The sequence below is a fragment of the Nocardia sp. PLKS1-43 genome (assembly GCF_059510335.1).
In genome coordinates this window covers 170,579-196,028 of record NZ_JCAJZQ010000006.1, presented here as the reverse complement: position 1 = coordinate 196,028, position 25,450 = coordinate 170,579, and the positions used below count along the sequence as shown (strand labels likewise).

Sequence of the window (25,450 nt, the reverse complement as noted above, 5' to 3'; positions counted from 1 at the left end):
GGACGACTGGGGATGAGCGTCCGGCCGGGGTTCGAGCGCCGGTTCCGGTAGCCGCCGTCAAGTGCGGGCAGTGGTCGCAGGGCGTGCGCCCGTGCCACAACCGTCCGGAGGCAGGTACAGCACGTCCGATTCCAGGCGCGGCGGCCTCGCCACGCCTGGGACGGCCGGTTGAGCGTCGATCGGGCCGGGGATCAGGGCGTGCGCGTAAGGGTGTAGTCGGCCGGGTGCAGGGTTCGGGTGCGGAGGCGGTAGGCGGTGACCGTGCCGGGCCAGTTGTTGGTGATGCGGCCGCTCGCGTCGCGGTACCAGCTCGAACAGCTGGACCAGGGGGTACGGCGAAGCCGGCGCTGGGTGCGGGCGTCGAAGTCGCGGGCGGCCTGTTCGGTGACCTCGAGGGTGTGGCCGGGGTGGTTGGTCAGGTGGGTCAGCGCCTGGCGGATGTAGCGGGACTGGCATTCGATCATGTACACGATCGAGCCGATGCCCAGATTCGTGTTGGGGCCGTACAGCAGGAACATGTTCGGGAAGTGCGGCACCGTCATGCCCAGGTGGGCGCGGGCACCGTCGGCCCAGGCTTCGGCCAGATCCAGGCCGTCGCGGCCGAGAATTCGCATCGGCCAGAGGAATTCGCTGCCCTTGAAACCGGTGCCGTAGACGATCACGTCGGCTGGGTGCACCACGCCGTCGGCCGTGCGCACTCCTTCGGGGACGATCTCGCTGATCGCGGTGGTGACCACGTCGACGTTGGGCTGGACGAGGGCAGGGTAGTAGTCGTTGGAGAACAGCACCCGTTTGCACAGCACCGGATAGTCCGGGGTGAGTTTCGCGCGCAGGGCCGGATCGGCGACCGCGCGGTGCAGGTCGGCGCGGCACAGGGATGCCACCAGGCGTCGCAGGAACGGCAGATCGGCCAATCCCAGGGCGAAGAACTCCAGGAAACACCACACCCAGAGCCGTTGTGCCAGACGCAATCCCGGTATGTGGCGGAACATCGCGTGGTGAATCGGCCGGTACTCCCGGTCGGTGCGGCTCACCACCCACGCCGCGGTGCGCTGGAAGACCGTCAGCTGGGCGACCCGCGGCTGGATCGCCGGGACGAATTGGATGGCGCTCGCGCCCGTGCCGATCACGGCGACGCGTTTACCGGTCAGGTCCACCGTGTGATCCCACTGCGCGGAATGGAAGGACGGCCCTCGGAAGGTGTCGCGCCCCCCGATGTCGGGCAGTTGCGGCCGCGAGAGTTGACCGACCGCGGAGATCAGCACGTCGGCGTTGTATTCCGCGCCATCGGCGGTGCGCACGTTCCAGGTTCCGGTGGATCCGTCGAATGCGGCCTCGGTGACGTCCGCGCCGAATCGGATGTGCTCGAGCAGGCCGTGCTCGGCGGCGAGGTCCCGCAGGTAGTTCAGGATGTCGGCCGCGCCCGAATAGCGGTGCGGCCAATCCGGTTTGGGTGCGTAGGAGTACGAGTACAGCGGAGAGGGCACATCGCACGCCGCACCCGGATAGGTGTTCTCCCGCCAGACTCCACCGGGTTCGGTGGCCCGCTCCAGGATGGTGAAATCCTCGAATCCGTTGCGGCGCAGCTCCATCGCCATGCCGAGGCCGCCGAATCCCGCGCCGATGATGATGACCGATGGTCTCCTCACTGACATTGTGGCGCTCCTCACAGTTGCGGGTGTAGCCTCCACTTTAAAGAGCGGGAGCGCTGGTGATCGAGATATTCGGCCATAATCGGAGTATGGCAACGGAGCAGCATCCCGCGATTCGCGATTGGGATTTCCCGCGAGGGATGGCGAGCGTGGCTCTCATGGTCGGCTACGCCCGCGAATATGGCGTGCCCCCCGAGGCCATGCTGCGCGGCACCGCCCTGACCGAGCGCACCCTCGCCGATCCGGACGCGCAGATCGATGCGCGAACCGAATTGGCGGTCATCCGCAATCTGGTGCGCGCGCTCGGCACGGAACGTCCGGCGCTCGGCGTCGAGGTGGGGCGCCGTTATCACATCACCACCTTCGGCATCTTCGGCTTCGCGTGCGTCAGCAGTCCGACCCTGGGGGAGACGATCGACTTCGCGCTGCGTTATCTGGAGTTGAGCTTCACCTTCTGCCTGCCGGTAACCCGTTGGGAGCCGGGCCAATTCGTTGCCGATATCCGCGACGAGCTGGTCCCCCCGGACGTGCGGCGCTTCCTGGTGGAACGCGATGTGCTGGCCATGCATCAGGTGATGAGCGATCTGCTGGGCCGCCCGCTGGTGCTGCTGCGGGCCGAATTCGATTATCCGGAGCCGGAATACGCCGGCCGCCTCGCCGAGATCATCGGTGTGCGACCCCGTTTCGGGCAGCCGCAGAATCTGTTCGCCCTCGATCCCGCGGTGCTGGAACAGCCGCTGCCGCAGGCCAACGAGTACACCTGGGCGATGTGTCTGGCCCAGTGCCGGGAGCTGGTACATCGCCGCCGCGCCCGCACCGGCATCGCCGCCGAGGTCCGAATGCGTCTGGTGCCGCGCGGTGGCGTGGACGGCTACGCGGCGCCCCTGGGAATCGATGCGGTCGCCCGCGATCTCAATATGAGCACTCGCACCCTGCGCCGCCATCTGGACGCGGTGGGGACCAGTTACCGGGCACTCCTGGACGAGGTCCGCCGGACCCTGGCCGAGGAAATGCTCACCGCGACGCCGCTGTCGGTCAGCGATGTCGCCATCCGCCTCGGCTACGCCGAGGCCTCCACGTTCATCTACGCCTTCAAACGCTGGACCGGCACCACTCCGGCCTCGTACCGCCGCGAGCGGGTGCGCAAGTAATCGGTCCGTTGTGCGCTCGCCGGATGCGGTCGCACCGGCCGTTTACCGCCGGAAGTGAGTACAGACGAGAGGCGGCCTCTCGTCCAGGTGGTCGCCGCACACGTCTCGTACTACCGCGAGCAGGCACGCACCGGGGGCAGCCGCTCGGTCACGAATGCGGAGTTCTGCACGCTGCCCGTTCCGGCGCGAGGGGCTCGGATGGTTCGCAGCGGTGAGTTCGCGCGGTGCGAATGAGGTCTTGACGTGGCGGGTTCGCTATACGGCGGCTATCCGGCCGCCCATGGGGACCGGGCGCAGCAAAGTGGTGAGGCGGCCGTCGTCGATGACGTGCAGCAGGAGTGCCGGGTCGGGGGCGTAGTCGATGGGGACCTCGCCGGGGGTGGCGACCTCCCAGGCGCCGCCGATGGTCGAGGCGACGCTGGGGGCGACGACGAGCGGTTTACCTCCGAACAGCGTGGTGCCCATGGTGTGCATGTGGCCGGTGAGCACGCCGAGGATGCGGTGATCCGCCGCGACGATCTGCTCCAGCCACTGCGGATTGGCCAAGCGGATGGGGTCGACGACCGTGCTGTACATCGGCATCGTCGGATGATGCAGCGCGATCAGCACCGCATCGCCGGGTGGAGTGGCACGCAGCAGATCGGTGAGCCAGGCGAAGGTGTCGTCGTCGAGTTCGCCGCCCCCGGTACCGGGCACCGTGGAATCGAGCAACGCCACCGTCAGACCGTCCAGGCGCATCGCCCGATCCAGCGGCTCGCCCGAGGCCGCCTCGCCGAGCAGTACCCGGCGCAGCGCGGCTCGGTCGTCGTGGTTTCCGGGCAGCACCCACAGCGGGATCGTGGTCGACCGCAGGGTGGCCAGCGCCTGTTCGTACTCTTCGGGCTTGCCCGCATCGGTGATGTCGCCGGTGAGCAGGATCGCATCGGGTTGTCGCGGCAGCGTGGCCAGATAGGCCAGCACCCGTTCGACTCTTTCGGCGTTCCTGGCCTTCAGATCGAAATGTGTATCGCTGAGCTGAGCCAACAAAATCATCGGCGGGTGCCTTCTCGTGAGATCGCGCCGTTGCGCCCGAGCGTGCCTGGACAGCACCTCATCAGGCTAGATTGCGGGTTGCCGTCGCGTCTTCATGAGACGCGCCACCGAATATAGCGGAGATGCATGACAATTCGGTCTCTGTGGCCGGCGGGCGGGTCACGCGTCCGCCGCTTGTGCGAGCAATGCGTCCGGATCGTCGGTGAGCCGGACCGTGCCCGCGGTCCAGAAGTCCGGGCCCGGCGCGGCGACGAGGTCCAGGCCGGCGGGTTCGCGCCACGGCGCGTCCAAGCCCAACCGCCACGAATGCAGGTGGGTGCGCGAGTAGGCGCCGGATCGGTCGAACAGGGGATCACCGGCGATCGGATGGCCGATCCAGGCCAGATGCACCCGGATCTGGTGGCGGCGGCCGGTGATCGGGCGCACGGCGAGCACCGTGTGCCCCGCCCCGCGCAGCACGGTGCTGAATTCGGTGCGGGACGGATAGTTCTTGTCCGCCAGCACATCTCGCTGCGCGACGGACCAGGTGGCACTTGCCGGACCGTTGTCGGTGCGCACGATGCTCTCGCGCGGAGCCGCGATCCGAACCCGGTTCTTGCGGCCCACACTCAGCGGCAGATCGATGACGCCGCGATCGGGCAGTCCGGTGGACGCGGTGACGGCCAGATAGGACTTCTCGGCCGTGCGTTTGTTGAACTGCCTGGTCAGCTGGCCGTGCGCGGCGAGATCCTTGGCCAGGAGCACCAGCCCGGAGGTCACCTTGTCGATGCGATGCACCGGATACAGCGTTTCGCCATCCGCCTCGGCGAGCCGCACGATATCGGTATCGTGGCGTTCCCCGGTCACGGAGATTCCGGCGGGTTTGTTCAGCGCCAGAATCGCCGCATCCTCCTCGAGACGGCATCGTGCGCGCAGTTCCGGCCAGTCCATACCTGCAATAGTGGCGTCCGGCGTTCGGCGGCTACTGTGCGGCCCCCGCGGCGTCACCCATCGTGCCCGTAACGGCCGTGTGCGCACGTGCCGTCAGATGCCGTGGGGAGCCACCGACCCCATCGGCCGGATACGCCGCACCAGACGCGCTGCCGTGAGCGTACGCAATACGTCGTAGAGCCTGATGGGTGACCATTGCGAGCGTTTCGCGCACCCGGTTCAGGATCGAGTCGGTTGCGAGCCGACCCGGCCGACGCATCTCGATCGAACCGAACCGCTGAATGTTCGTTCGATGCGGTGTTCCGCACTGGTGTCCGAGTTTCTAGCAGGTCGCGTGTTCGAGTTCGGTGAGGGCGGTGTCCAGGTGGTCGACGAGGGTGGGCAGCTGGGGGACCGAGCGGCGGCAACCCACGATGCCGACGTCGAAACTGTCCGCGGTGCTAGTGACCGTGATGTTCATGGCCTGGCCGTCGAACGGGATGGACAGCGGGTAATTGTGTTCGAGCCGGGCGCCCTGCAGATAGGCGGGTTCGCGTGGGCCGGGCACGTTGGAGATGACGAGGTTGAACGGCACGCGGGGCAGTGCCTGGAAGCCGGGGAGGAACGTCAGCCCGACCGGGGACATCAGCAGTGCGGACAGCGCCAGCGCCTGCAATCGCGGCAGCTCGGTGAAGACGCGCTTGGCCTCGCGCATCGATGTACTGATCGCGGCCAGCCGCTGCGCCGGATCCGCGATATCGGTGCCGAGATCACACAGCAGCGCGGCTACCAGGTTGCCCTCGAGTCCGGTGTCGCTCGCGCGGCGCAGATTCACCGGAACCATGGCGGTGAGGGACTTGTCGGGCAAGGCATTTCGCTTCATCAGGTATTCGCGCAGGGCTGCGGCGGACAGCGCCAGGACCACGTCGTTGACGGTGGTGCCGGTGGCCCGGCGCACGGCGTGGATGCGTTCCATCGGCCACGATCCGACGGCGATACTGCGGGCGCCGCCGATCGGGACGTTGAACATCGTCGAGGGTGCGGACAACGGCAACGCCAGTTTGCCCTCGGCCAGCGCGCGCACCGCATTGCGCACGCCACCGACCTCGCCGGCCAAGCGCGGTAGCGCGTGCCGCACCTGCTGCCACAGGCTCTCCGGGACGTCGGGGTCTGGTTCGGGCTCGCTGTGGCTCACCGTCCACGGCGCGCGGATCCGGGTGGCGCAGGGGTCCTCGGAGAGGCTGCGCTGCAACAGCCGCTGCGCGGAGACGCCATCGATGAGCGCGTGATGCATCTTGACGTAGAGGGCCAGCCGATCCTGTGCCATTCCCTCGATGATCCGGCCCTCCCACAGCGGGCGGTGCCGGTCCAGCAAAGCGCCGTGCAGATGTTCGACCAGGTCGAGCAGTTCGGCCGTGCCGCCGGGCTGGGGTAGTGCGCAGCGGCGCAGGTGATACTCCAGATCGATCTCGCCGTGCGCCCAGACCACGCTGGAGAAGCTGCCGAGGATGCGCCGCTGCTGCCGGCGGAAGCGCGGGCGCACCGGCGTGGCGGACATCAGTTCCGCGTAGAGCGAGCGTACGAAATCCTCGCCCCGCTCGGCGGGCCGTTGATAGATCTGCAGGCTGCCCACGTGCATGGGGTGCTCACGTGATTCGGCCGTGAGGAAGAGAGCGTCGATCGGGTTGAGAAGTTCCATCGGATCCGCCTATACCGGGTGGGTGTAGCCCTTGGGTGTACGGTCGGCGTCGTTGCCTCCGTCCGGACGAATGCGACCTGATCCTGCTCGACGTGCTCGGCGCGACTACAGCGCCGCGGGGTCCAGGTCCAGGGTGGTGCGGTCGAGCGAGTCGAGCAGATCGAACAGCGGTGTGGTGCGCGGAAGTTCCCAACGATAGAAATAGCGTGCCGCGACGCGTTTGCCCTCGTAGAACACGCCGGAATGTTGGTGCGCGGCGACGGCCTGTTCCAGCCAGATCCAGGCCAGCACCACATGTCCGAAGGCCTCGAGGTAGGCCGCCGAATTGGCCAGCGCGATTCGCGGATCACCGGACTTCCACAGCAGTGCGGTGCTGGTCGCGATGCGCTGGGTGGCCAGCGCCAGATCGTCGCCGAAATTGCCGAGTTCGGCGTCGCCGGTGGCTCCGGCGGCGGTGATGGTTTCGGCGATGGTGTCCATCAGCAGCGACAACGCGGCCCCGTTGTCGGCGGTGACCGCGCGCCCGAGCAGATCCAGGCTCTGAATGCCGTGTGTGCCTTCGTGAATCGGATTGAGCCGGTTGTCCCGGTAGTGCTGTTCCACGTCGTAGTCGCGGGTGTAGCCGGCGCCGCCGTGCACCTGGATCGCCAGATCGTTGGCGGCCAGGCACCACTGGCTCGGCCAGCTCTTGGCGATCGGGGTGAGCACGCGCAGCAGCGCCTCCGCCCGGTTGCGTTCGGAATCGGTTGTGGCACTTCGTAGATCATCGATCAGGGTGGCGCAGAACAGCTGCAGTGCCAGGGCGCCCTCGGCATAGGACTTCTGGGCCAGCAGCATGCGGCGCACATCGGGATGGTCCACGATCGGCGCCTGCGGGCCGCCTTTGGCGCCGGTCGGGCGGCCCTGCGGGCGATTGCGTGCGTAATCCAGCGCCTTGAGATATCCGGTGTATCCCAGGGCGGTCGCCGCGAGTCCGACGCCGAGCCGGGCCTCGTTCATCATGTGGAACATATAGGCCAGCCCGCGATGCGGCGCTCCGACGAGATAGCCCACCGCGCCGGGCCGTCCGCCCGGGGTGAACGCGCCGTCGCCGAAGACCGGCGCGGTGTTGACCGTGCCGCGCCAGCCCATCTTGTGATTGATCCCGGCCAATACCACGTCGTTGCGCAGGGTGTCCGAACCGTCTTCTGCCGGAAGGAATTTGGGCACGATGAACAGGGAGATGCCGCGAGTGCCCGCGGGCCCGCCCGGAATTCTGGCCAGCACCAGGTGGACGATGTTCTCCGACAGATCGTGATCGCCGCCCGAGATCCACATCTTGCGGCCGAACAGCCGGTACGTGCCGTCCTCCTGTGGTTCGGCGCGGGTGGTGATATCGGCCAGATTGGAGCCGGCCTGCGGTTCGGACAACGCCATGGTGCCGAAATACCGGCCCTCGATCATCGGCGTGACGAACCGCTCGATCTGCTCGGGCGAGGCGTGCGCGGCGAGCAGATTCGCATTGCCCATGGTGAGCATCGGATAGCTGGTCGTGGCGACGTTCGCGGCGTAGAACCAGGACATGCACGCGGTGAACACGGTGTGCGGCAACTGCATACCGCCGACGCGCTCACTCATCGCCGCGCCGATCATTCCAGCTTCGGCGAACGCCTTCAACGCCCGCTCGACCTCCGGCAGGACGTGCACCTTCTCCCCGTCGAAGGTGGGCTCGTGCAGATCGTTCGCGCGGTTGTGCGGGGCGAAGTATCTGGTCGCCAGCTCCTGCGCCAGTTCCAGGACCTGATCGAAGGTCTCGCGGGAGTGTTCCCGGTAGTACTCGCGCTCGGTCAGGCGCGCGGTGTCCAGCCACTCGTACAGCAGGAACTCGAGGTCCCGCGCCGACATGATGAGCGAATTCATGGACTCCACCCTCGCGATCCGCGAGCCCGCGCGCAACCCTCTGCCGATACCCGCACCCGGTGCACGAAGACGCACCCCGTACCGGGCTCGCGCGGGGTGCGGATCCGCGTTCGGGGTGCGCCCGGACGTCCGCGAATCAGCGGTGCGCGGAGCTGAACAGCGGCGCGATGAAGCGGTGCAGCATCTGCGCCTCCTCGGCCTCGTCCCGGCCCGGGACGGTCAGCAGCGAGACGATCGTGCGAGTCAGCCAGCGGGCGAGCAGCGTCGCGTCCCGGTCCGGCGCGGCGCCGGTCACCGAACCGGCAATGGCCTCGATGACCTGCGAAGTCTGCGCGATTTCGATGGCCAGCCCGGCATCTCCCGGACGGAACCAGGCGATCAGCAGCGGATCGGTGCGCACCGCCCGCAGACTGGCCAGCACGCCCGCGACCGCGCGCTCGCCCGGATCGGCGATCCCGGCGATCTCCTCGGCGACCCGCGCCCCGACGTGCCGGGCCGCGCGATGTACGAAGGCCAGTTGCACCGCCTGCCGGCTGTCGAAGTAGCGGTACAGCGTTGCCCGGGAACATCCCGCGGCCTTGGCGATATCGCCCATCTGCGTGGCCGCCACCCCGCGTTCGGCGAACAACCGCGCCGCGGCGTCCAGGATCCGTTCGGCGGCGCTCAACGAGCGCGCCTCACCCAGCCAATCGCTCACAACTCTCCCGTCCCCGCTGGTCTCCGGCGCCGAATTCACTCACGCGGCCGGACCGCCGACCGCGAACGGCACGCTGACCGGCCAGCGCACATAACTGCCGTCGGTGTACCGCACGTTATCGATGTCGACGGTGAACTCCGGACAGCGCGCGAGCAACTCACGCAGCGCGATGGTCGCCTGCATGCGCGCCGCGGCCGCGCCGAGGCAGTGGTGGTTGCCGTTGCCGAAGGTCATGATGTTCCGCGGGGCGCGGGTGATGTCGAGTTCGGCTGCGTCGGGACCGAATTCGCGCTCGTCGCGATTGGCCGACGCGTACAGCAGCAGGACGCGACGGCCCGCGGGAATGGTGCCGCCGTCGAGTTCCACATCGCGAGTCGCGGTGCGCGCCAGTCCTTGTACCGGCGAGGTGAGCCGCAGGAATTCGTCCACCGAGCCGGGAATCAGATCCGGGTCCTCGACCAGCCGCCGCCGCTGCTCGGGATACTGGGCCAGCAGTTGCACCGCGCCGCCGAGATTTCCGGTGGTGGTGTCGTTGCCGCCGGTGATCATGGTGAAGGCGAAACCGAGGATCTGCAGGATCTCCCCGACATCGCCGTCCGCGCCCAGCCCGGAGGCCACCAGATGTGAGATGGTGTCCTCACCCGGTGCGGCACGGCGCTTCTCGATCAGTCCGGTGAAGTACTGCATGAGCTCGCCGACCGCGGCCTGCGCCTGCATGACGCCGCCGGCGCCGGTGGCCGAGGCCGCGACGATCGCCTCGCTCCAGCCGTCGAAGGCGGTCCGATCCTCCTCGGGCACACCGAGATAGTGCGCCACGACCATGGTCGGCAGCGGTTTGAACAGCTCCGCGGTGATGTCGCCGCCGCCCGCCGCGCGTAGCCGCTCGATCCGTTCGATGACGAATTCCCTTACCGCCGGGCTGATTTCCTGCACCTGCCGGGGAGTGAACCCCTTCGCCACCCGGCGCCGGAAGGCGGTGTGATCCGGCGGATCGGTGAACACGAACGGCCGGTTCTCGCCCAGCCCGATCGCGCTCAGATCGGTGTAGTCGACCGTCAAACCCTGTGCGGAGGAGAAGGTTTCGGGGTCGCGCACGGCCTCGTAGACGTCGCGGTACCGGGACAGCACGTAGTAGTCCTCGTCCTCGCGCCCCTCGGGCACGACGTGATGCACCGGATCGTGCTCGCGCAGCGCGGCATACATCCCCCACGGATCGCGCCAGCTGTCTCCGGACCGGAGTTCGAAGTGCGCCTCGCGAGACAAAGTATCCCTCATGTCTCAACGGTAAGTCAGAACAGGAAGAGTGTCTATAGGCGATCTCGCTGTTATTCGGTCGGCGAACTCATATTCGCTCCCGTACGATCGCGTTCGAGACCCCGGCTCGCCGGAGTCCCGAACGGCCAGCAGGAGGGGGAGGGAGTTGAGACTTCGTCTACCGGCGACCGTCCGTCAGGGCGCGGACTGGTTGCGGCGCCTGGCCGCTACCACGCCGGGGGTGATCGCCGCGGTCGCGGCCGCCGCCGTCGTGCTGTGCTTGATATCGGGACTGGTGTGCGCGAACGAGTTGAGCGACAAGACCGCTCGCCGTGACAACGCCCTGACTCGAGCGGAGCCGCTGAACGCGGCGGCGCAGAGCCTGTACGTCGCGCTGTCCCAGGCCGACGCGAGCGCCGCCACCGCATTCCTTTCCGGCGGTATCGAATCACCGCAGATCAGGTCGCAGTATCAACAGGCGCTCGCCGACGCGGCCGCCGCACTGGCCACCGCGACGGCCGGGGCGAACGATCCGCAGAGCCGCCGGATCGTCGCGAACGTCTCCGCTGATCTGCCCGCCTACACCGGACTCGTCGAGTCGGCGCGGGCCAACAACCGGCAGGGCTTTCCGGTGGGCTCGGCCTATCTGCGCGAGGCCTCGGGTCTGATGCAGAAGTCGTTGCTGCCCAGTGCCGCTCAGCTCGCCACCGACCGTGCCGCGGCGCTGCGGGCGGATCAGCGCGCGATCACCGGGCCGCCGTGGTTGGCGGTCGTCCTGCTGCTGGTGGTGCTCGCGGGTGCGGTCCTCGCGTCGCGAATCCTGTTGCGCCGCACGAACCGGCTGTTCAATCTCGGCATCGTCGCCGCCGGGGGCGCGGCGCTGGTGGCGCTGGTGTGGATCGTGGTCGCGACGATCACCTCGGCCGGTGCGATCGATTCCGGTGCGGGCGGGCCGACCACGCGTTCGGAGAATCTCGCGCAGGCCAGGATTCTGGGACAGCAGGCCCGCACCGACGAGATGCTCGAATTGATCACCCGCGGCGACACCACCGGCACCGAGGCCGACTTCTCGGCCAAGACCGGTCAGCTGCGCGACCGGCTCTCCGGGGTGGTCCCGGCCGATTCGCCGGTGCTGCGGCAGTTTTCGCAATGGCTGGCGGGCCATCGGGCGCAGGTCGGCTACTACGCCGCCGCCAACTATCCCGCCGCGGTGGAACAGGCGATCGGCACCGCGCCCGCCGACTCCTCCGCGACCTTCACCGCCCTGGACGGTTCGGTGCGCGGCGACCTCGCGCAGACCCGGGTTCAGGTACGCGAGCAGATCGCCTCGGCCGGTGACAGCTGGATCGGCGGCGCCGCGGGCACACTGGTGTTACTGGTGTTCGCGGCCGGCGCCGCGGTCATCGGACTCTGGCCGCGGCTGAAGGAGTTCCAGTGAGGCGCACCCGGTTGTTCCGAGCGCTGGTCGTCCTGGCGACGACCGCACTGCTGGCGGGCTGCGGGGCCGATGCGGCCGTGCCGGTGTCCACGCCGGTCCCGCCGGTCCGGCCGCTGCCGCCTGATTCCCGGACGATCACGCCCGGCGCGACGCCCGCCGCCCAGTGCGGCGACGTCACCACCAGCCTGACACCGAATTCCGGTGCGTTCGCGCCGGATTCGACGATGGCGCGGATCCGGGCCAAGGGCCGCTTGACGGTCGGCGTGGACCAGAACACCTATCTGTTCGGCTTCCGGGATCCGGCCACCGGACAGCTGGAGGGTTTCGACATCGATCTGGCCCGGGAGATCGCGCACGACCTGTTCGGCGATTCGAACCGGGTCGAACTGCGCTCGGTCTCCACCGCCGAACGGGTGCCGGTGCTGACCGACCACCGGGTGGACATGGTGGTGCGCACCTTCTCGGTGACCTGCGAGCGTCGTCGTGACGTCGCCTTCTCCAGCACGTATTTCACTGCCGCGCAACGTATTCTGGCGGAAAAGACCTCCGGCATCCGGGCCGCGGCCGATCTGGACGGCAAGCGGGTCTGCGTCACGGTGGGCGCGGATTCGGCCGATCGGCTGTTCGCCCTTGATCTGCCGCATCCGCCGACGGTGCTGGGCGTGACGAACTGGACCGACTGCCTGGTCGCGCTGCAACAGGGACAGGTGGACGCGGTCAGCACCGACGAGCCGATTCTGGCCGGCCTGGCCGCGCAGGACGCCAATCTCCAGGTCGTCGGCGGACCGCTGGGATACGAGAACTACGCGGTCGGATTGCCGCGCGGGCAGGACGATATGGTCCGGTTCGTCAACGGCGTCCTCGATCGCATCCGCGCCGACGGCACCTGGCAGCGGCTCTACAACGCCAGCCTGAGTCCGCTCGGCCCCTCGACCGGACCCCCGGCCCCGCACTACAGCGGATGAGGTCGGCGATGCACGCGCTCACCGCCCTCGAGATCGACAGCGAACTGGCCGCGCGCGGCCGGGAGATCGATGCGGTCACCGCGACCCTGCTGGAGCTGGATCGGCACCCGGGATTGCTTCTGCTGCGCGGATTCCCGCCAACCGGCGTCACCGCACAACAGTGGCGTCCGATCGAGCAGCTGCTGGATCTGATGTGGGAGGATTTCGGCCGCCTCCAGGCGATTCTGGATCAGGCGCGGGTCGTGCGGGCGCAGCGCGCCAAACTCACCGACGCCGATCGCGCCGAACTCACCAGACTGCTGCGTGATCGTCCGCACGAGGCGGCGCGGACGGCGATCCCGATGGCCGAGCGCTCGTTGACCGGTCCCGGTGAGCAGGTGCTGTTCGTGGGTATCGCGGACACGCTGGATCGGATGCGGACCGCCTTCCCGCAGATCGCCCGGTTCCTCGATGCCGTGGACGCGGCCAACACCCGAGTGCTCGAGGCACTGAATCCGGTGCAGGCCGAACTGACCCGGCTCGGCGGCCGCACCCCGGAACTGCGCGAGATCGCGGCGGCGGTCACCGATATGCTGAGCCGCTCCGCGACCGACCCGCTGGCCTCGAGTGCGGCCGAAACCGCCTCTCGCGTAGCGGAATTGACGCGCCAGCTGGAACGCGAGTCGCAGGATCTCGCCGAACTGCGGGTGCTGAGCGAGCAGTGGCCGACGGTGATCGCGCAGACCCGCGACCGGCTCGTGGCGATCGGTGAGGTGGTCGATCGCGCCGCGCTGGCACGGGAGCAGGTGCAGGAGAAGATCCACACCGCACCCCTGCCCGTCCATCGCGACGAGACCGGCTCGCTGCGCGGCGAACTCGACGCCCTCGCCGACGGGCCGCCGGACGCGCGTGCCGCGATCGCCCTGCGGGAGTTGCGGCACCGGATCGACGCGGCGCACGCCCGCGCCGAACAGGCGCTCGAACTGGCTCAGGGCCTGCTGGACCGCCGCGCCGAACTGCGTGGCCGATTGGCCGCGTACCAGGCCAAGGCGGCTCGCCTCGGCGTGAGCGAGGAACGCGATGTCCTGTCCGCCAACCGGATCGCCACCGGCCTGCTCGGCCGCGTCCCGTGCGATCTGGCGGCGGTCACCCGGGCGATCACGGACTATCAACAGATCGTCGCGGAAGTGTCGGGGAGGCGGGGATGAGTGGTACGGCGGTAACCGGCGAGCAATGCGCCGAACCCGGATGCACCGGAATGATCGTCGACGGGTACTGCGAAACCTGCGGTACCGCACCGCGGACGGCCGCGCCGTCCGGCGTTGCGACACCGGCGTCGTTCGCGGCTGCCGCGCTGAACGGTGACAGATGCGCTGAACCAGGTTGCGCCGGAAAGATTTCCGACGGCTATTGCGACACCTGCGGCATCGCGCCCGCGCCGGTGACGTCGGCAGGACCGGGCACCGGGGCGGACGCGAGTTCGCAGCCCGGGACGCAGCCGATCGCGACCGCCGGGACGGCTCGCGGCGGAACTCGTTCGGCACGTACGCGTTCCGGGTCGTCGCGGTCCCGGCGCGGGAGCCTCGGGGCGGGGATGGTCGAGGTGCCCCGGGTCGCGCGGGTCGATCCGGCCAGTGCGGTGCTGACCGATCCCAGCGTCCCGGAGAGCAAGCGATTCTGCGCCAATTGCCAACGGCCGGTGGGTCGTTCGCGCGACGGTACGCCGGGGCGGGCCGAGGGCTTCTGCCCGCACTGCGGCGGCCGGTTCTCCTTCACGCCCAAGCTGGTTCGCGGCGAGCTGGTCGGCGGGCAGTACGAGGTGGTCGGGCCGATCGCGCACGGCGGGCTGGGCTGGCTGTACTTGGCCGTGGACCGCAATGTCAACGATCGGTGGGTGGTGCTCAAGGGCCTGCTCAACACCGCTGACCCGGACGCGATGGCCGCGGCGGTGGCCGAACGCCGCTTCCTGGCCCAGGTCGAACACCCCAATATCGTCAAGATCTTCAACTTCGTCGAACACGCCGGGGCGGACGGCATTCCGGTCGGCTACATCGTGATGGAGTACGTCGGCGGCACCTCGCTCAAACAGGTGTTGCGCCGGCACCGCGACGAGACCGGCGCGCATCTGCCACCCGCGCAGGCCATCGCGTACGTGCTGGAGATGCTGCCCGCGCTGGGATATCTGCATTCGCTGGGCCTGGCCTACTGTGATTTCAAGCCGGACAACGTGATGCAGTCCGACGAACAGCTCGAGCTGATCGATCTCGGCGCGGTCATCGCGATGGACGATCTGGACAGCCCGATCTACGGCACGGCCGGATATCAGGCTCCCGAGATCGCCCGGACCGGCCCCACGGTGGCGACCGAGGTGTACACCGTGGGGCGCACGCTGGCGGTGCTGATGCTGGCGGTGCCCGAGCGCGACGGCCACTTCGCCGAACTCCCGGGCCCCGCGACCGAACCTGTTCTGGCACAGCATGACTCGCTGCACCGGTTTCTGCTGCGCGCCACCGACGCCGACCCCGGCGCGCGCTTCGCCTCGATGCAGGAGATGGCCGATCAGCTGACCGGCGTGCTGCGCACGGTGCTCTCGGTCCAGGACGACCTACCGCGTCCGGGCCTTTCGGTGAACTTCGGTCCGCCGCGCGGTGTATTCGGCGCCGGTGCGCACGCGCCGGGAAACGCGGCCACGGCGAACGCCCCGGTCCGGCTCGACCCGCGGGATATCGTCACCGCGCTGCCGGTGCCGCTGGTCGATCCCGCCGATACCGGCGCGGGACTGCTGGCCACGACCAGCGGTACCAGTCCGGCCGAGCTCGAGCCGGCATTCGCGGCGGGGCTGCGCGCGGTCCGCACCGGTGCGGCCGAATCGGTGGAAATCCCGCTGCGGCTGATCCGCGCGGCCCTGGAGACGGGTGATGCCCTCGACGCCCAGCGCCGCATCGACGAGCTGGCCGCAACCCTCGGCGAGGACTGGCGGCTGACCTGGTATCGCGGCCTGGCCCGGCTACTGGTTCGCGAATTCGACTCGGCCGCCGCGGAATTCGACGCCGTGTACGCCGCGTTGCCGGGTGAGGCCGCCGCGCAGCTGGCGCTCGCGGTGGCGGCCGAACTGTCGGCCGGCCGGACCGGCGCCGATCCCGGCGTCGAATTGGACAGGGCCGCACGGTACTACGACATGGTGTGGCGCACCGATCGCAGATTCGTCAGCGCGGCCTTCGGTCTGGCCCGGCTGCGGCGTGCGGTCCGGGATCACGCGGGTGCGGTCGCGGTACTGGACCAGGTCGACCCGGCCTCGGCGCGACACACCGAGGCCGCGATCACCGCCGTGGAGGTTCTGCTCACGGGCCGGAGCCCGGCCGAAATCACCGAGGAGCTGTTGCGCGAGGGCGGCAGCCGGATCGAAAGGCTCGTCATCGAATCGAAACATCGTGCCGCGCAGGTTCGCAGGGTTGTGCTGGACGCCGCCCTGACCTGGCTGTCCGCCGGCCATGCCGCGACCTCGTCCGAACCTCTCCTCGGCCGTGACCTGGACCTCGCCGGTGTGCGTTCGGGGCTGGAGAGCTGCTATCGAGATCTGGCCCGGGACGCCGGAGATCTCTGGGGCCGAATCGAACTGGTCGACAACGCCAACCGGATCCGCCCGAGGACGATGCTGTGAGCGCCGCGGTGGATCGGCACTGCCCGGAATGCGGGGCCGGCGTCGGCGCCGCCGACCGCTTCTGCGAACAGTGCGGGCGTGAACTGGCCATCACCCGCGCGGTGCTGCCGGACCTCACCATCGATCCCGCGGCGGTCTGCGAGGACTGCGGCGCGGCCGATTTCGACGCCGACGGCTACTGCGCGGCATGCGGCGGGTTGCGTCGCCCGCCCGACCGCAGCGAAGCCGACCTCGGTGCGGTGCAACTGATCACCGATCGCGGACTGGTGCACGCCCGCAACGAGGACGCGGTCGCCGCGGCGCTGTTGGACGAGCCCTCCGGGCCCACGCTCGTGATCGCCGTCTGCGACGGCGTGTCCACCTCCGAGGATCCGCATCTGGCGGCCCGGGCCGGTGCGCGCGGCGGGGTGGACGCGTGCCTGTCCGCGCTGGCCGCCGACCGCACCACCACCGACGCGGTCATGGCTGGTCTGGAGGCCGCGTTCCAGGCCGTCCGGGACGTGTCCACCGGTGCGGGGCACTCCCCGTCCTGCACCTACGTGGCCGCGGTGCTGCGCGCCTGCGGAGCAGGCGAATTCGAGATCACAGTCGCGAATGTGGGTGACAGCCGGGCTTATTGGCTGTGCCCGGACGACGCGCGCGGTATGCCACCGTCGCAGCGGCTGACCATCGACGACTCCTGGGCGCAGGCGCTGGTAGACGCGCGCGTGATGGACGAGGAGGCGGCCATGCAGGATCCGCGCGCGCACGCGCTGGTGCGTTGGCTGGGTGCGGATTCCGAGCACAAGGCCGCGGATACCCGGGTGCGGTCGCTGCGGGTGCGCGGTCCCGGTCTGCTGCTGCTGTGCAGCGACGGGCTGTGGAACTATCTGTCCGATCCGGCCGGCATCGCCTCGGTCGCCACCGCGACGGCGACGCACGCGACCGGGTCCGCTCGCGAGTTGGTCGAATTCGCCCTGGCCGCCGGTGGCGGTGACAACATCACCGTCGCGCTGGCGCCGGTCGGCATGCCCTGGGGGCGAGGAGGCGAGGCATGAGTTCAGCTGCGGCGGAGGGTATTTCGGTCGTCGTCGACCAGAATCAATACCTGGCCGAGGGGGCGGACACCGTGGACGCGGTCGTCACCGTGGCGGCGGGTGCGGGGTTCGCGGTGGCCGCACCGGCACGCGAGCGCGTGGAGATCATCATCATCGACTGTTCCGGATCGATGGCGGCCGGTGACCGGTTCGCCGGGGCCCGCGCGGCCACCCTCGCCGCGTTGGACGAGATGCCCGACGGCACCCTGTTCGCCATCGTGAAGGGCACCCACGTCGGCGAGGTGATCTTCCCCGCGCGCGGACCGCTGCGGCGCGCGGATCGCGAATCACGCACCGCCGCAAGGCATGCCCTGGACACATTGCGCCCCTACGGCGGTACCGCGATGGGAATGTGGCTGGGCGTGGCGCGCCAGGTCGCCGGGCAGTATCCCGGGGCGATGGCCCATGCCATCCTGCTCACCGACGGTAAGAACGAGCACGAGGAACCCGCGCATCTGCTCGATGAGATCCGGCAGTCGGCGGGCCTGTTCACCTGTGACTGCCGCGGTGTGGGCACCAACTACGTCGTGGCGGAACTGCGTACCGTCGCCTCCGGGCTGCTCGGCTCGGTCGACGTGGTCAAACAGGGTTCGGAGCTGACCGCCGACTTCCAGGCGCTGACCCGGGCTTCGATGGGGCGCACGATTCCCGAACTGGCCCTGCGGGTCTGGACGCCCGCGGGCGCCGAGGTGCGGTTCGTCAAGCAGGTCGCGCCCACCATCGAGGACATTTCCGGTCGACGTCGCGAGACGGCCGCGCAGATCGGTGACTACCCGCTGGGCTCGTGGGGCGCCGAGGAACGCGACTATCACGTGCAGGTCCGCCTCGATCCGGCCGCACCCGGCCGGGAGAAGCTGGCCGCCCGGATCAGTGTGGTGGCCGGGGAGGAGGCGGTGGGCCAGGGGCTGGTGAAGGCGGTGTGGACCACCGACAGCGAGTTGTCCGCCCGGATCAGCCGTCGCGTCGCGCATTACACCGGTCAGGCCGAACTCGCCGAGGCGGTGCAGGAGGGCCTCGTCGCCCGCAAACAGGGCGATCTGCACACCGCGACGGCGAAGTTGCGGCGAGCGGTGGAACTGGCCGCCGAGTCCGGAAACGAGGGCACCGCCAAGCTCCTGCGCAATGTCGTCGAGGTGGACGACCACACCGGCACGGTTCGGCTGCGGCACGATGTCGACACCTTCGACGAGATGGCGCTGGACGCGCGTTCGACCAAGACCGCCCGGGTGCGGAAGGAGTCCTAGTTGCCCGCCTGTCCCGATGGTCACTCGTCCGCCGACACCGATTACTGCGACGTCTGCGGGGCGGCCATGAGCAGCGGCCCGCCCCCGGCTCGGCCGGCCGCGGCGCCGCTGCCGTGTCCGGCGTGCGGTGCGCCGATCTCGGCGCGGTTCTGTGAGGTGTGCGGCCATGATTCGGCACTGCCCGCGGCCGGACCGGTACCGGCGCAGGCCGGTTCTGCGGTCGCGGTATCCGAAACTGCCGCGCCGACAGTCGAATACGGCAGTTCCGTCCCGAACGCCCCGGTGGGAGAACTCGTCTGGGTGGCAACCGTCGCGGCGGACCGCGATCTCTACCAGCGGATGTTGGTCCGCAAAGGCCCGGACGCCGAACGGGTGGAATTCCCCGGCTACTATCCCGACCGCCGGATCATATTGCGCGGCAACGATTTCCTGATCGGCAAGCGCAGCGTGTCGCAGGGGGTCCTGCCCGAGATCGATCTCGGCATCGCTCCGGTGGACATCGGCGTATCCCGCTCGCACGCGCGGATCCACATCGACCGCGATGTACTCACCGTCACCGACCTGGGCTCCACCAATGGGACCAGCCTGAACGGCGTCGATGATCTGATCCCGCCCGGCACGCCGGTTCCGCTGCACAGCGGTGATCGCATCCACGTCGGCGGATGGACCACCATCACCGTGACCTACGAACCGGCCTGAACCGGCTGGAATCCGCCCCGCGGCAGCGTCGGCATGCAGATGCGCCCCGCGATCTGCTTGTCCGATCCGACGAAACCGCCCGATTTCATTCATGAAAGCGGACAATCTGGGTGTTACCGCTCACATTTACACTGCCCCGATCAGGTAGTACAAGGAGCAGCACATGCCAGGTAGTTCAGTCATGCGCAATCTTTTCCCGCGCAGCTCATCGGGCCGGGGCGAGTTCTTCCGGCGCAAACCCATCGACCAGATCGAGGAGCACGAATCCGGTGGCTTGAAACGGGTTCTGGGCCTGTGGCAGCTGACCACGATCGGCATCGGCGGCATCATCGGCGCGGGAATCTTCAGTCTCGCGGGTGAGGTGGCGAACAAGAACGCCGGACCGGCGGTGCTGGTCTCCTTCCTCATCGCCGGTGTCGCGAGTGCGGCGGCGGCGCTGTCCTATGCCGAGTTCGCGGGCCTGATCCCGAAGGCCGGTTCGGCGTACACCTACGGGTACGCGGTATTGGGGGAGCCGGTCGGCTGGTTCATCGGCTGGGATCTGCTGCTCGAGTACACCGCGATCGTCGCGGTGGTCGCCATCGGCATCTCCGGCTATATCGAATATCTGCTCGAGCAGCTGAATCTGCATCTGCCGGTGTGGATGCTCGGTGCGCCGGGCACCGGTTCGGGACACAGGGTGGATCTGTTCGCCGCGCTGCTGTGCCTGCTCATCGCCCTGCTGCTGAATCTGGGCATGAAGGCGGCGGCGCGCTTCGAGGCGGCCGTGGTCGCCATCAAGATCGTGGTGGTGCTGATCGTGATCGTGGTCGGCTTCTTCTACATCAAGTCCGGCAACTATCACCCGTACTTTCCGTTCGGCTTCGGCGGTGCGGTGACCGGGGCCTCGACGGTGTTCTTCGCGGTGTTCGGCTACGACGCGATGTCCACCGCCGCCGAGGAGTCCGTCGACGCCAAACGTCATCTGCCCAAGGCGATCCTGTATTCGCTGGCCATCGCGATGGTGCTGTACGTGCTGGTGTGCCTGGTGCTCACGGGTATGCAGCACTACAGCGAGATCAATCCCAAGAGCGGTTTGTCCACGGCGTTCAAATCCGTGGGGCTGCCGGGTTTGGGTAGCCTGATCGCGGCCGGTGCGATCATCGGCATCACGACGGTGCTGTTCACCTTCATGCTGGGCGTCACCCGGATCTGGTTCTCGATGAGCCGGGACGGGCTGTTGCCCCAGTGGTTCGCCAAAACTCATCCGACCCGGCACGTGCCGACCCGGATCACTTGGATCGCGGGCGCGGTGTCCGCGGCCATCGCCGGATTCATGCCGATCGGCTCGGCGGCCGAGCTGACCAATATCGGCATTCTGCTGGCCTTCGTGGTGGTGTGCGCGGCGGTGATCGTATTGCGTTACCGCTCACCCGATCTGCCCCGCTCGTTCCGGACTCCGCTGATGCCGGTGGTTCCGCTGGTCGGCATCGGCTTCTCGATCTGGCTGATCACATTCCTGCAACCGATCACCTGGTTGCGGTTCGCGATCTGGTTCGCGATCGGCATGGTCATCTACTTCGGCTACAGCAGAAGGCATTCGCTGCTGGCAACCGGGTCTCGGCCGGACGCGAGCGAAATCGCCAACGCCTGATCCCGCGAGCGGCCCATCGACCGAATCCCCCTCGTCCGATGGGCCGTTAGCAGCGCGGGTGCCGCCTGCTTCGGCCGTGCTCGGTGCAGGCGAATCGTCAGCGCAGCAGTTCGGCTGTTGCCAATAGGGATTCGTCACATCCGGGTGCGGCGATGAGGGAAAGTCCCAGGGGCAGGCCGTCGATGCGGGCGACCGGCAGGCTCAGCGCCGGCGCGCCCAGAATCGGCGCCAGACAGGTGAGCCGGACGACCGCGGCGCGCCCGGCGGCCGAATCCTCCAGCAGCGGTGCGGGATACGGGGTGGCGGGCAGGGCGAGCACGCGATCGTCGCCGAGCACGCGCAGAATCCGATCCGAGACCGTGCGCAGCACCGACCGGGCCTCTTCGGCCATCCGCGGCGTCACCTCGGCGGCCAGTTTCAGGCGTGCGGAAACGTTGCGGCCGAAGATCGGCCGTTCCCGGCGCACCCACTCGCCGTGCTGCTCCCACACCTGCGCGGCCTGGGCGGTGCTGAACGCCGCGCGCACCCGGTCCCAGCACCCGGCCTCGAACAGCGGCGCGGTGGTGAGCTCGAAACCCGCTCCGACCAGGCGAGTCAGTGTGCTGCGCAGCACCTGGCGCACCGGTTCGGCGACCGGGATGTCCGCGGGCCACCAGATCGTGCGGGGACGTGCGTCGGTTCCGGTGTGGTCGAGCATCAGCCGCGCCCCGGCGCGCAAGGTCGCCAGATCGCGGGCAAGCAGCGCGGGAACGTCGAAAGACGGTGCCAGCGGCACGATTCCGTCGTGCGGGGCGCGCGAATGCGTGGGGCGCAATCCGTAGATGCCGGTGTAGGACGCCGGGACGCGAATCGAGCCGGCGGTATCGGTGCCCAGCCCGAGATCGGCGAGCCCGGCGGCGATCACCGCGGCGGTCCCACTGGAGGACCCGCCCGGCATGCGTTCCGGGGCAACGGGATTCACCGGCGTTCCGTAATGGGCGTTGGTGCCGGTCAGGCTGTAGGCCAGCTCGTCGGTATGAGTCTTGCCGACGACGGTGAACTCGGCACGCAGCGCGCGCACGACCGCCGCGTCCTGCTGGGGGATCGAATGCGTGGCCAGCCACCGCGGATTTCCCGCGCCGGTGGGCAGGCCCGCGACGTCGATGACGTCCTTCACGGCCAGTCGCAGACCCGCCGGCGCGTCCAGGACGGGGAGCCAGGATACGAAGCCGTTCACAGGCCCTCCAGATCGCTCTTGCGGATGCAGCAGTGCACACCCTTGACGATGTCGACGACCTGGGAGATCCGGAAGTCCGCGGTCGCGGACAGATAGGCCAACGCGATCGGTTCCGGAATCCGGTGTCGCACAGCGAGATACGCGATCGCATTGCGAGTCGCCCGCGCCACCGCGACGTCCAGGTCGCGATCGAGCCCGATCAGCAGGTGGTCCCGCGGGGTCTCGGCGAACGGCGTCGCGAGCACCTCGGCGAGGCGGCGCATCTGTGGATCGGTGTGCAGGCGCAGCCGGAGCGTGGCGCGAAGCGGGGCCTCGAACGCGGTCAGCGCCACCTCCCCGTCGCCCATCGCGAAATGCGGATCCCCGGCGTAGAACAGCGCTCCCGGGACCTGGACCGGCAGGTACAGCCGCGCCCCCACGCCGAGCATGCGTATGTCGAGATTTCCGCCGTGCGGGCCCGGCGGCACCGAATGCACCGGGTCCTCGGTAGCGGCGGCCACGCCCATGATGCCCAGGAACGGGTTGAGCGGGAAGCGAAGTGAGCGCCCGTCGCCGACCGCGATGACGCCGCGTCCGGCATCGTCGACGGTGGCGATCGTGCAGACCGGCGGCACCGGTTCATCCGGTGGATGGCCCGGCGGCGGAGCCGGGTACTCGCCGGGTAGCGCACCGCGTCCGTGCCGGTTGCTGATCACTCCGTACCCGGTGCGGCGACGCAGTTCCAGCACCTCGACCTCGAGCACGTCACCGGGGCGGGCGCCGGTGACCGCGATCGGGCCGGTGAGCACATGCGGGCCCTGCGTGGCCGGATCGTGACTACCTGTGGCGGCGACAAGCGCTGTGTCGGAAAGGATTTCGTCGATCCCGGCCGCGGCGAAGAAGGCCGCCGGATCACGGCCCTGATCCTCGAGGATGCCCTCGTGGCTGATGGTGTCCAGGCAGACGACGGCGCCCGAGCCGACGGTCGTCACCGGCTCGCTCGCCGCATTGGGCAACAGGCCCCAAGAGATTCGGGCCGGGTCCGTGGGGAGGTACACCTCGCCCGAGAGCGGGCCGGAATGGGGCTGGAGCAGATTCATCGACCATCCTTCGAGTGCGACGGGAATGGTTCCGTATACAACCACCGCGTGCCGCACGCCGCCAGAGCGGAACGCGAAGCTGTGGGAAATGCCACGCAACCCCGGAATAGCGGAAATTGGTCGTTAGCTATCGAATTGCCATGTGGCGGGTTTCGCGGATTGGTCACGAGAGTTCCCAGCTCGATGCGGGCCGTCTGCGATCTCGGCAAATGCTCGGCGTGTCTTGCGAGGATTTGGTAACGCCCCGGACAAATTTCCTGCGGGCAGGCGCAACACGGCATTCCTATACAGATCGTGCCCCTGCTCTTCCTGGAGGTACTCATGGCGGACCTGGTTCTCCGCAACGCCCGGATCTCGGACGACACCGATCTGATCGATATCGCCGTCACAGCCGGATATATCACCGAAATTGCTGCGGCACTGCCGGTTTCGGCAATCGAAGAGATCGATTGCGACGGCCGCGTCGTCATCCCCGGCCTCGTCGAGGCGCACCTGCACGTGGACAAGGCGATGCTGGATCGCGAGCGCACCGATCCGGACGGCACCCTGGCCGGTGCGATCGCGATCACCGGCGAACTCAAACGCGGCTTCACCGCGGACTCGGTCCGAGCGCGCGCCCGGCAGGTGCTGGATATGGCAATCCTCAACGGCACCACGATGATTCGAGCGCACCCCGATGTCGATCCGATCGTCGGACTGCTCGGCGTGCGGGTCCTGCTGGAATTGCGCGAGGAATACCGCGATCGGCTCGATCTGCAGATCGTCGCCTTTCCGCAGGAAGGCATCCTGAAGGCCCCCGGCACCCTGGAACTGCTGCGCGAGGCGCTGCGACTGGGGGCGGACGTCGTCGGCGGATGCTCCTACAACGAGGCCGACCTGCCGGACTGTCACCGGCATATCGAACTGGTCTTCGACCTAGCGGCCGAATTCGGCGTCCCGGTCGACATACACGCCGATTTCGCCGACGACGCCGGCGATCCGCGCTTCGCCCTCGCCGATCGGATCGCCGAGGTCACCGCACGCAGCGGGATGGGCGGGCGGGTCACCCTCGGGCACGTGACCTCCCTGGCGGGGCGGCCCGCCGCGGAACGTCGGGCAACCATGCGCCGGCTCGCCGCGGCGGGCGTTGCCGTGGTGCCGCTGCCCGCGACGGATATGCATCTGGGCGGGCGGGCCGATACGGTGGCCGTCCGGCGCGGCGTCGCGCCGGTCCGAGAACTCTGGGAGGCCGGGGTGCTGGCCGCGGTGTCCTCCAACAACGTGCGAAATGCCTTCACTCCCTTCGGAAATGCCGATCTGCTCGATGTCGGCCTGTTCCTCGCGCAAACCGGTCACCTGTCGGGTGAGCGCGATCTCGCGCGGGTGCTGGACATGCTCACCGAGGCTCCGGCGCGAATTCTCGGCATCGCCGACCGGTACGGGCTGCGCCCCGGCGCGGCGGCCGATCTGGTGGTGCTGTCCACCCGCCGCGTCGCCGACGTGCTGCTGGACCGGCCGGATCGCTGCTTCGTCCTCAAGCACGGCCGGATCGTGGCCCGCACCACTCGAACCCGAGAACTGTTGTACCCCAGTATGTCCCAGCCTCCTGCCGATATCGGAGTCCTGTCCCATGCGTGAGATCGTCCCCCACGAGATAGTCGCCTCGGCCCTGGCCGGGCTGACCGCCTTCATCGGCGGCACCGCATTGAATCTGCCGCCCTGGGCGATCTTCATCGGCTGGGCCGGAACCTTCCTGGCCGGCGGGCCGTCCATGGCCGTGGCTCGCAAGCTCTGGGCCGCGATGCCCGCCGGATCGACCTTCGCCATGCTGATCGTGCTGCTCGATCAGCACATCGGCACCGCCTTCGGGCAGTCGCGGGTGGCGCAGGACGCCGTGCTGGCCCTGATCATCCTGGTGGTCAACACCGCGCTGATGTACACCGGACGGATCGGCTACTTCTCGCTGATCCCCGGTATGTTCTTCGGCTTCGCCTCCTATTTCGCCACCTACTTCGGCGGATTCGGCTTCCATGCCGGGAATGCGCTCGCGGTCTGGGTGTCGGTGGTCGCGATGAACGCTCTCGGCCCGGTCTTCGCGTATCTGTCACGCAGACTTGCCTTCCCGCGCCCGGCAGCGGCGCCGTCCCCGGCCACCGTGGCCGGGGCGGTGGGATCATGAGCGAGCAGG

Annotated in this window: 20 protein-coding genes; 11 read left to right on the top strand and 9 right to left on the bottom strand. The window is 68.7% G+C overall.

Annotation, left to right across the window (positions count from 1 at the left end):
* Positions 1–191: 191 nt before the first annotated feature.
* Positions 192–1,655 carry a flavin-containing monooxygenase gene (locus tag AC5WS7_RS22770; protein ID WP_495956589.1) on the bottom strand — a complete coding sequence of 488 codons (1,464 nt, stop codon included), beginning with the start codon at positions 1,653–1,655 and terminating at the stop codon, positions 192–194.
* Positions 1,656–1,741: 86 nt separating this feature from the next.
* Between AC5WS7_RS22770 and AC5WS7_RS22765 the strand changes: the two genes are divergently transcribed.
* On the top strand, positions 1,742–2,803 hold the full coding sequence (locus tag AC5WS7_RS22765; protein ID WP_495956588.1) for an AraC family transcriptional regulator: 1,062 nt from the start codon (positions 1,742–1,744) through the stop codon (positions 2,801–2,803).
* A gap of 255 nt (positions 2,804–3,058) precedes the next feature.
* On the opposite strand, the gene AC5WS7_RS22760 is transcribed toward AC5WS7_RS22765, so the two are convergent.
* The 6 genes from AC5WS7_RS22760 to AC5WS7_RS22735 all read right to left on the bottom strand — a co-directional run bounded on the left by AC5WS7_RS22760 (position 3,059) and on the right by AC5WS7_RS22735 (position 10,314).
* On the bottom strand, positions 3,059–3,835 hold the full coding sequence (locus AC5WS7_RS22760) for a metallophosphoesterase (protein ID WP_495956587.1): 777 nt from the start codon (positions 3,833–3,835) through the stop codon (positions 3,059–3,061).
* Between the two features lie 159 nt (positions 3,836–3,994).
* Positions 3,995–4,765, bottom strand: coding sequence for an RluA family pseudouridine synthase (locus AC5WS7_RS22755; RefSeq protein WP_495956586.1), 771 nt, complete (start codon positions 4,763–4,765; stop codon positions 3,995–3,997).
* A 322-nt stretch (positions 4,766–5,087) separates the two neighbouring features.
* Complete coding sequence (locus tag AC5WS7_RS22750) at positions 5,088–6,443, bottom strand: WS/DGAT/MGAT family O-acyltransferase (protein ID WP_495956585.1); 1,356 nt, start codon at positions 6,441–6,443, stop codon at positions 5,088–5,090.
* Positions 6,444–6,548: 105 nt separating this feature from the next.
* Entirely contained in the window at positions 6,549–8,342 is a 1,794-nt protein-coding gene (locus AC5WS7_RS22745) for an acyl-CoA dehydrogenase (protein ID WP_495956584.1), read from the bottom strand.
* A gap of 136 nt (positions 8,343–8,478) precedes the next feature.
* Complete coding sequence (locus tag AC5WS7_RS22740) at positions 8,479–9,039, bottom strand: TetR/AcrR family transcriptional regulator (RefSeq protein ID WP_495956583.1); 561 nt, start codon at positions 9,037–9,039, stop codon at positions 8,479–8,481.
* 39 nt (positions 9,040–9,078) lie between these two features.
* Complete coding sequence (locus AC5WS7_RS22735; RefSeq protein WP_495956582.1) at positions 9,079–10,314, bottom strand: cytochrome P450; 1,236 nt, start codon at positions 10,312–10,314, stop codon at positions 9,079–9,081.
* Between the two features lie 145 nt (positions 10,315–10,459).
* Here AC5WS7_RS22735 and AC5WS7_RS22730 point away from each other — a divergent pair, with 145 nt between their 5' ends.
* From AC5WS7_RS22730 to AC5WS7_RS22695, 8 genes are all read left to right on the top strand, one after another.
* On the top strand, positions 10,460–11,731 hold the full coding sequence (locus tag AC5WS7_RS22730) for a GlnX family signal transduction membrane protein (protein ID WP_495956581.1): 1,272 nt from the start codon (positions 10,460–10,462) through the stop codon (positions 11,729–11,731).
* Positions 11,728–12,696 (top strand): glutamate ABC transporter substrate-binding protein, encoded by a 969-nt coding sequence (locus AC5WS7_RS22725; protein ID WP_495956580.1) that lies wholly within the window; start codon positions 11,728–11,730, stop codon positions 12,694–12,696. Before AC5WS7_RS22730 ends, AC5WS7_RS22725 begins: the two co-directional genes overlap by 4 nt.
* Before the next feature lie 8 nt (positions 12,697–12,704).
* On the top strand, positions 12,705–13,883 hold the full coding sequence (locus AC5WS7_RS22720) for a hypothetical protein (protein WP_495956579.1): 1,179 nt from the start codon (positions 12,705–12,707) through the stop codon (positions 13,881–13,883).
* Between the two features lie 233 nt (positions 13,884–14,116).
* Positions 14,117–16,336: a serine/threonine-protein kinase gene (locus tag AC5WS7_RS22715; protein ID WP_495956806.1), complete on the top strand. Its 2,220-nt coding sequence runs from the start codon at positions 14,117–14,119 to the stop codon at positions 16,334–16,336.
* The gene (locus AC5WS7_RS22710; protein ID WP_495956578.1) at positions 16,333–17,373 is read left to right on the top strand and encodes a double zinc ribbon domain-containing protein; all 1,041 of its coding nucleotides are present in this window, start codon (positions 16,333–16,335) and stop codon (positions 17,371–17,373) included. Before AC5WS7_RS22715 ends, AC5WS7_RS22710 begins: the two co-directional genes overlap by 4 nt.
* Entirely contained in the window at positions 17,370–18,656 is a 1,287-nt protein-coding gene (locus AC5WS7_RS22705) for a vWA domain-containing protein (protein WP_495956577.1), read from the top strand. The genes AC5WS7_RS22710 and AC5WS7_RS22705 overlap by 4 nt, the downstream gene beginning before the upstream one ends.
* Positions 18,657–19,355 (top strand): FHA domain-containing protein, encoded by a 699-nt coding sequence (locus tag AC5WS7_RS22700; protein ID WP_495956576.1) that lies wholly within the window; start codon positions 18,657–18,659, stop codon positions 19,353–19,355.
* Positions 19,356–19,518: 163 nt separating this feature from the next.
* On the top strand, positions 19,519–20,988 hold the full coding sequence (locus AC5WS7_RS22695) for an amino acid permease (RefSeq protein ID WP_495956575.1): 1,470 nt from the start codon (positions 19,519–19,521) through the stop codon (positions 20,986–20,988).
* 97 nt (positions 20,989–21,085) lie between these two features.
* On the opposite strand, the gene AC5WS7_RS22690 is transcribed toward AC5WS7_RS22695, so the two are convergent.
* Together AC5WS7_RS22690 and AC5WS7_RS22685 are read right to left on the bottom strand one after the other, a co-directional pair.
* Positions 21,086–22,204, bottom strand: a complete 1,119-nt coding sequence (locus tag AC5WS7_RS22690; RefSeq protein WP_495956574.1) for an amidase family protein — start codon at positions 22,202–22,204, stop codon at positions 21,086–21,088.
* A complete protein-coding gene (locus AC5WS7_RS22685; protein ID WP_495956573.1) occupies positions 22,201–23,283 on the bottom strand; it encodes an acetamidase/formamidase family protein in 1,083 nt (360 codons plus the stop codon). Before AC5WS7_RS22685 ends, AC5WS7_RS22690 begins: the two co-directional genes overlap by 4 nt.
* 294 nt (positions 23,284–23,577) lie before the next feature.
* Here AC5WS7_RS22685 and AC5WS7_RS22680 point away from each other — a divergent pair, with 294 nt between their 5' ends.
* Positions 23,578–24,900, top strand: a complete 1,323-nt coding sequence (locus tag AC5WS7_RS22680) for an amidohydrolase family protein (protein WP_495956572.1) — start codon at positions 23,578–23,580, stop codon at positions 24,898–24,900.
* The gene (locus tag AC5WS7_RS22675) at positions 24,893–25,441 is read left to right on the top strand and encodes a DUF1097 domain-containing protein (RefSeq protein WP_495956571.1); all 549 of its coding nucleotides are present in this window, start codon (positions 24,893–24,895) and stop codon (positions 25,439–25,441) included. Before AC5WS7_RS22680 ends, AC5WS7_RS22675 begins: the two co-directional genes overlap by 8 nt.
* Positions 25,442–25,450: the final 9 nt, after the last annotated feature.

Excerpts from the sequence above, each read along its gene's own strand:
- AC5WS7_RS22770 (WP_495956589.1), bottom strand. The coding sequence starts at position 1,655 with ATGTCAGTGAGGAGACCATCGGTCATCATCATCGGCGCGGGATTCGGC.
- AC5WS7_RS22765 (WP_495956588.1), top strand. The coding sequence starts at position 1,742 with ATGGCAACGGAGCAGCATCCCGCGATTCGCGATTGGGATTTCCCGCGA.
- AC5WS7_RS22760 (WP_495956587.1), bottom strand. The coding sequence starts at position 3,835 with ATGATTTTGTTGGCTCAGCTCAGCGATACACATTTCGATCTGAAGGCC.
- AC5WS7_RS22755 (WP_495956586.1), bottom strand. The coding sequence starts at position 4,765 with ATGGACTGGCCGGAACTGCGCGCACGATGCCGTCTCGAGGAGGATGCG.
- AC5WS7_RS22750 (WP_495956585.1), bottom strand. The coding sequence starts at position 6,443 with ATGGAACTTCTCAACCCGATCGACGCTCTCTTCCTCACGGCCGAATCA.
- AC5WS7_RS22745 (WP_495956584.1), bottom strand. The coding sequence starts at position 8,342 with ATGAATTCGCTCATCATGTCGGCGCGGGACCTCGAGTTCCTGCTGTAC.
- AC5WS7_RS22735 (WP_495956582.1), bottom strand. The coding sequence starts at position 10,314 with ATGAGGGATACTTTGTCTCGCGAGGCGCACTTCGAACTCCGGTCCGGA.
- AC5WS7_RS22720 (WP_495956579.1), top strand. The coding sequence starts at position 12,705 with ATGCACGCGCTCACCGCCCTCGAGATCGACAGCGAACTGGCCGCGCGC.
- AC5WS7_RS22705 (WP_495956577.1), top strand. The coding sequence starts at position 17,370 with ATGAGTTCAGCTGCGGCGGAGGGTATTTCGGTCGTCGTCGACCAGAAT.
- AC5WS7_RS22695 (WP_495956575.1), top strand. The coding sequence starts at position 19,519 with ATGCCAGGTAGTTCAGTCATGCGCAATCTTTTCCCGCGCAGCTCATCG.
- AC5WS7_RS22685 (WP_495956573.1), bottom strand. The coding sequence starts at position 23,283 with ATGAATCTGCTCCAGCCCCATTCCGGCCCGCTCTCGGGCGAGGTGTAC.
- AC5WS7_RS22675 (WP_495956571.1), top strand. The coding sequence starts at position 24,893 with ATGCGTGAGATCGTCCCCCACGAGATAGTCGCCTCGGCCCTGGCCGGG.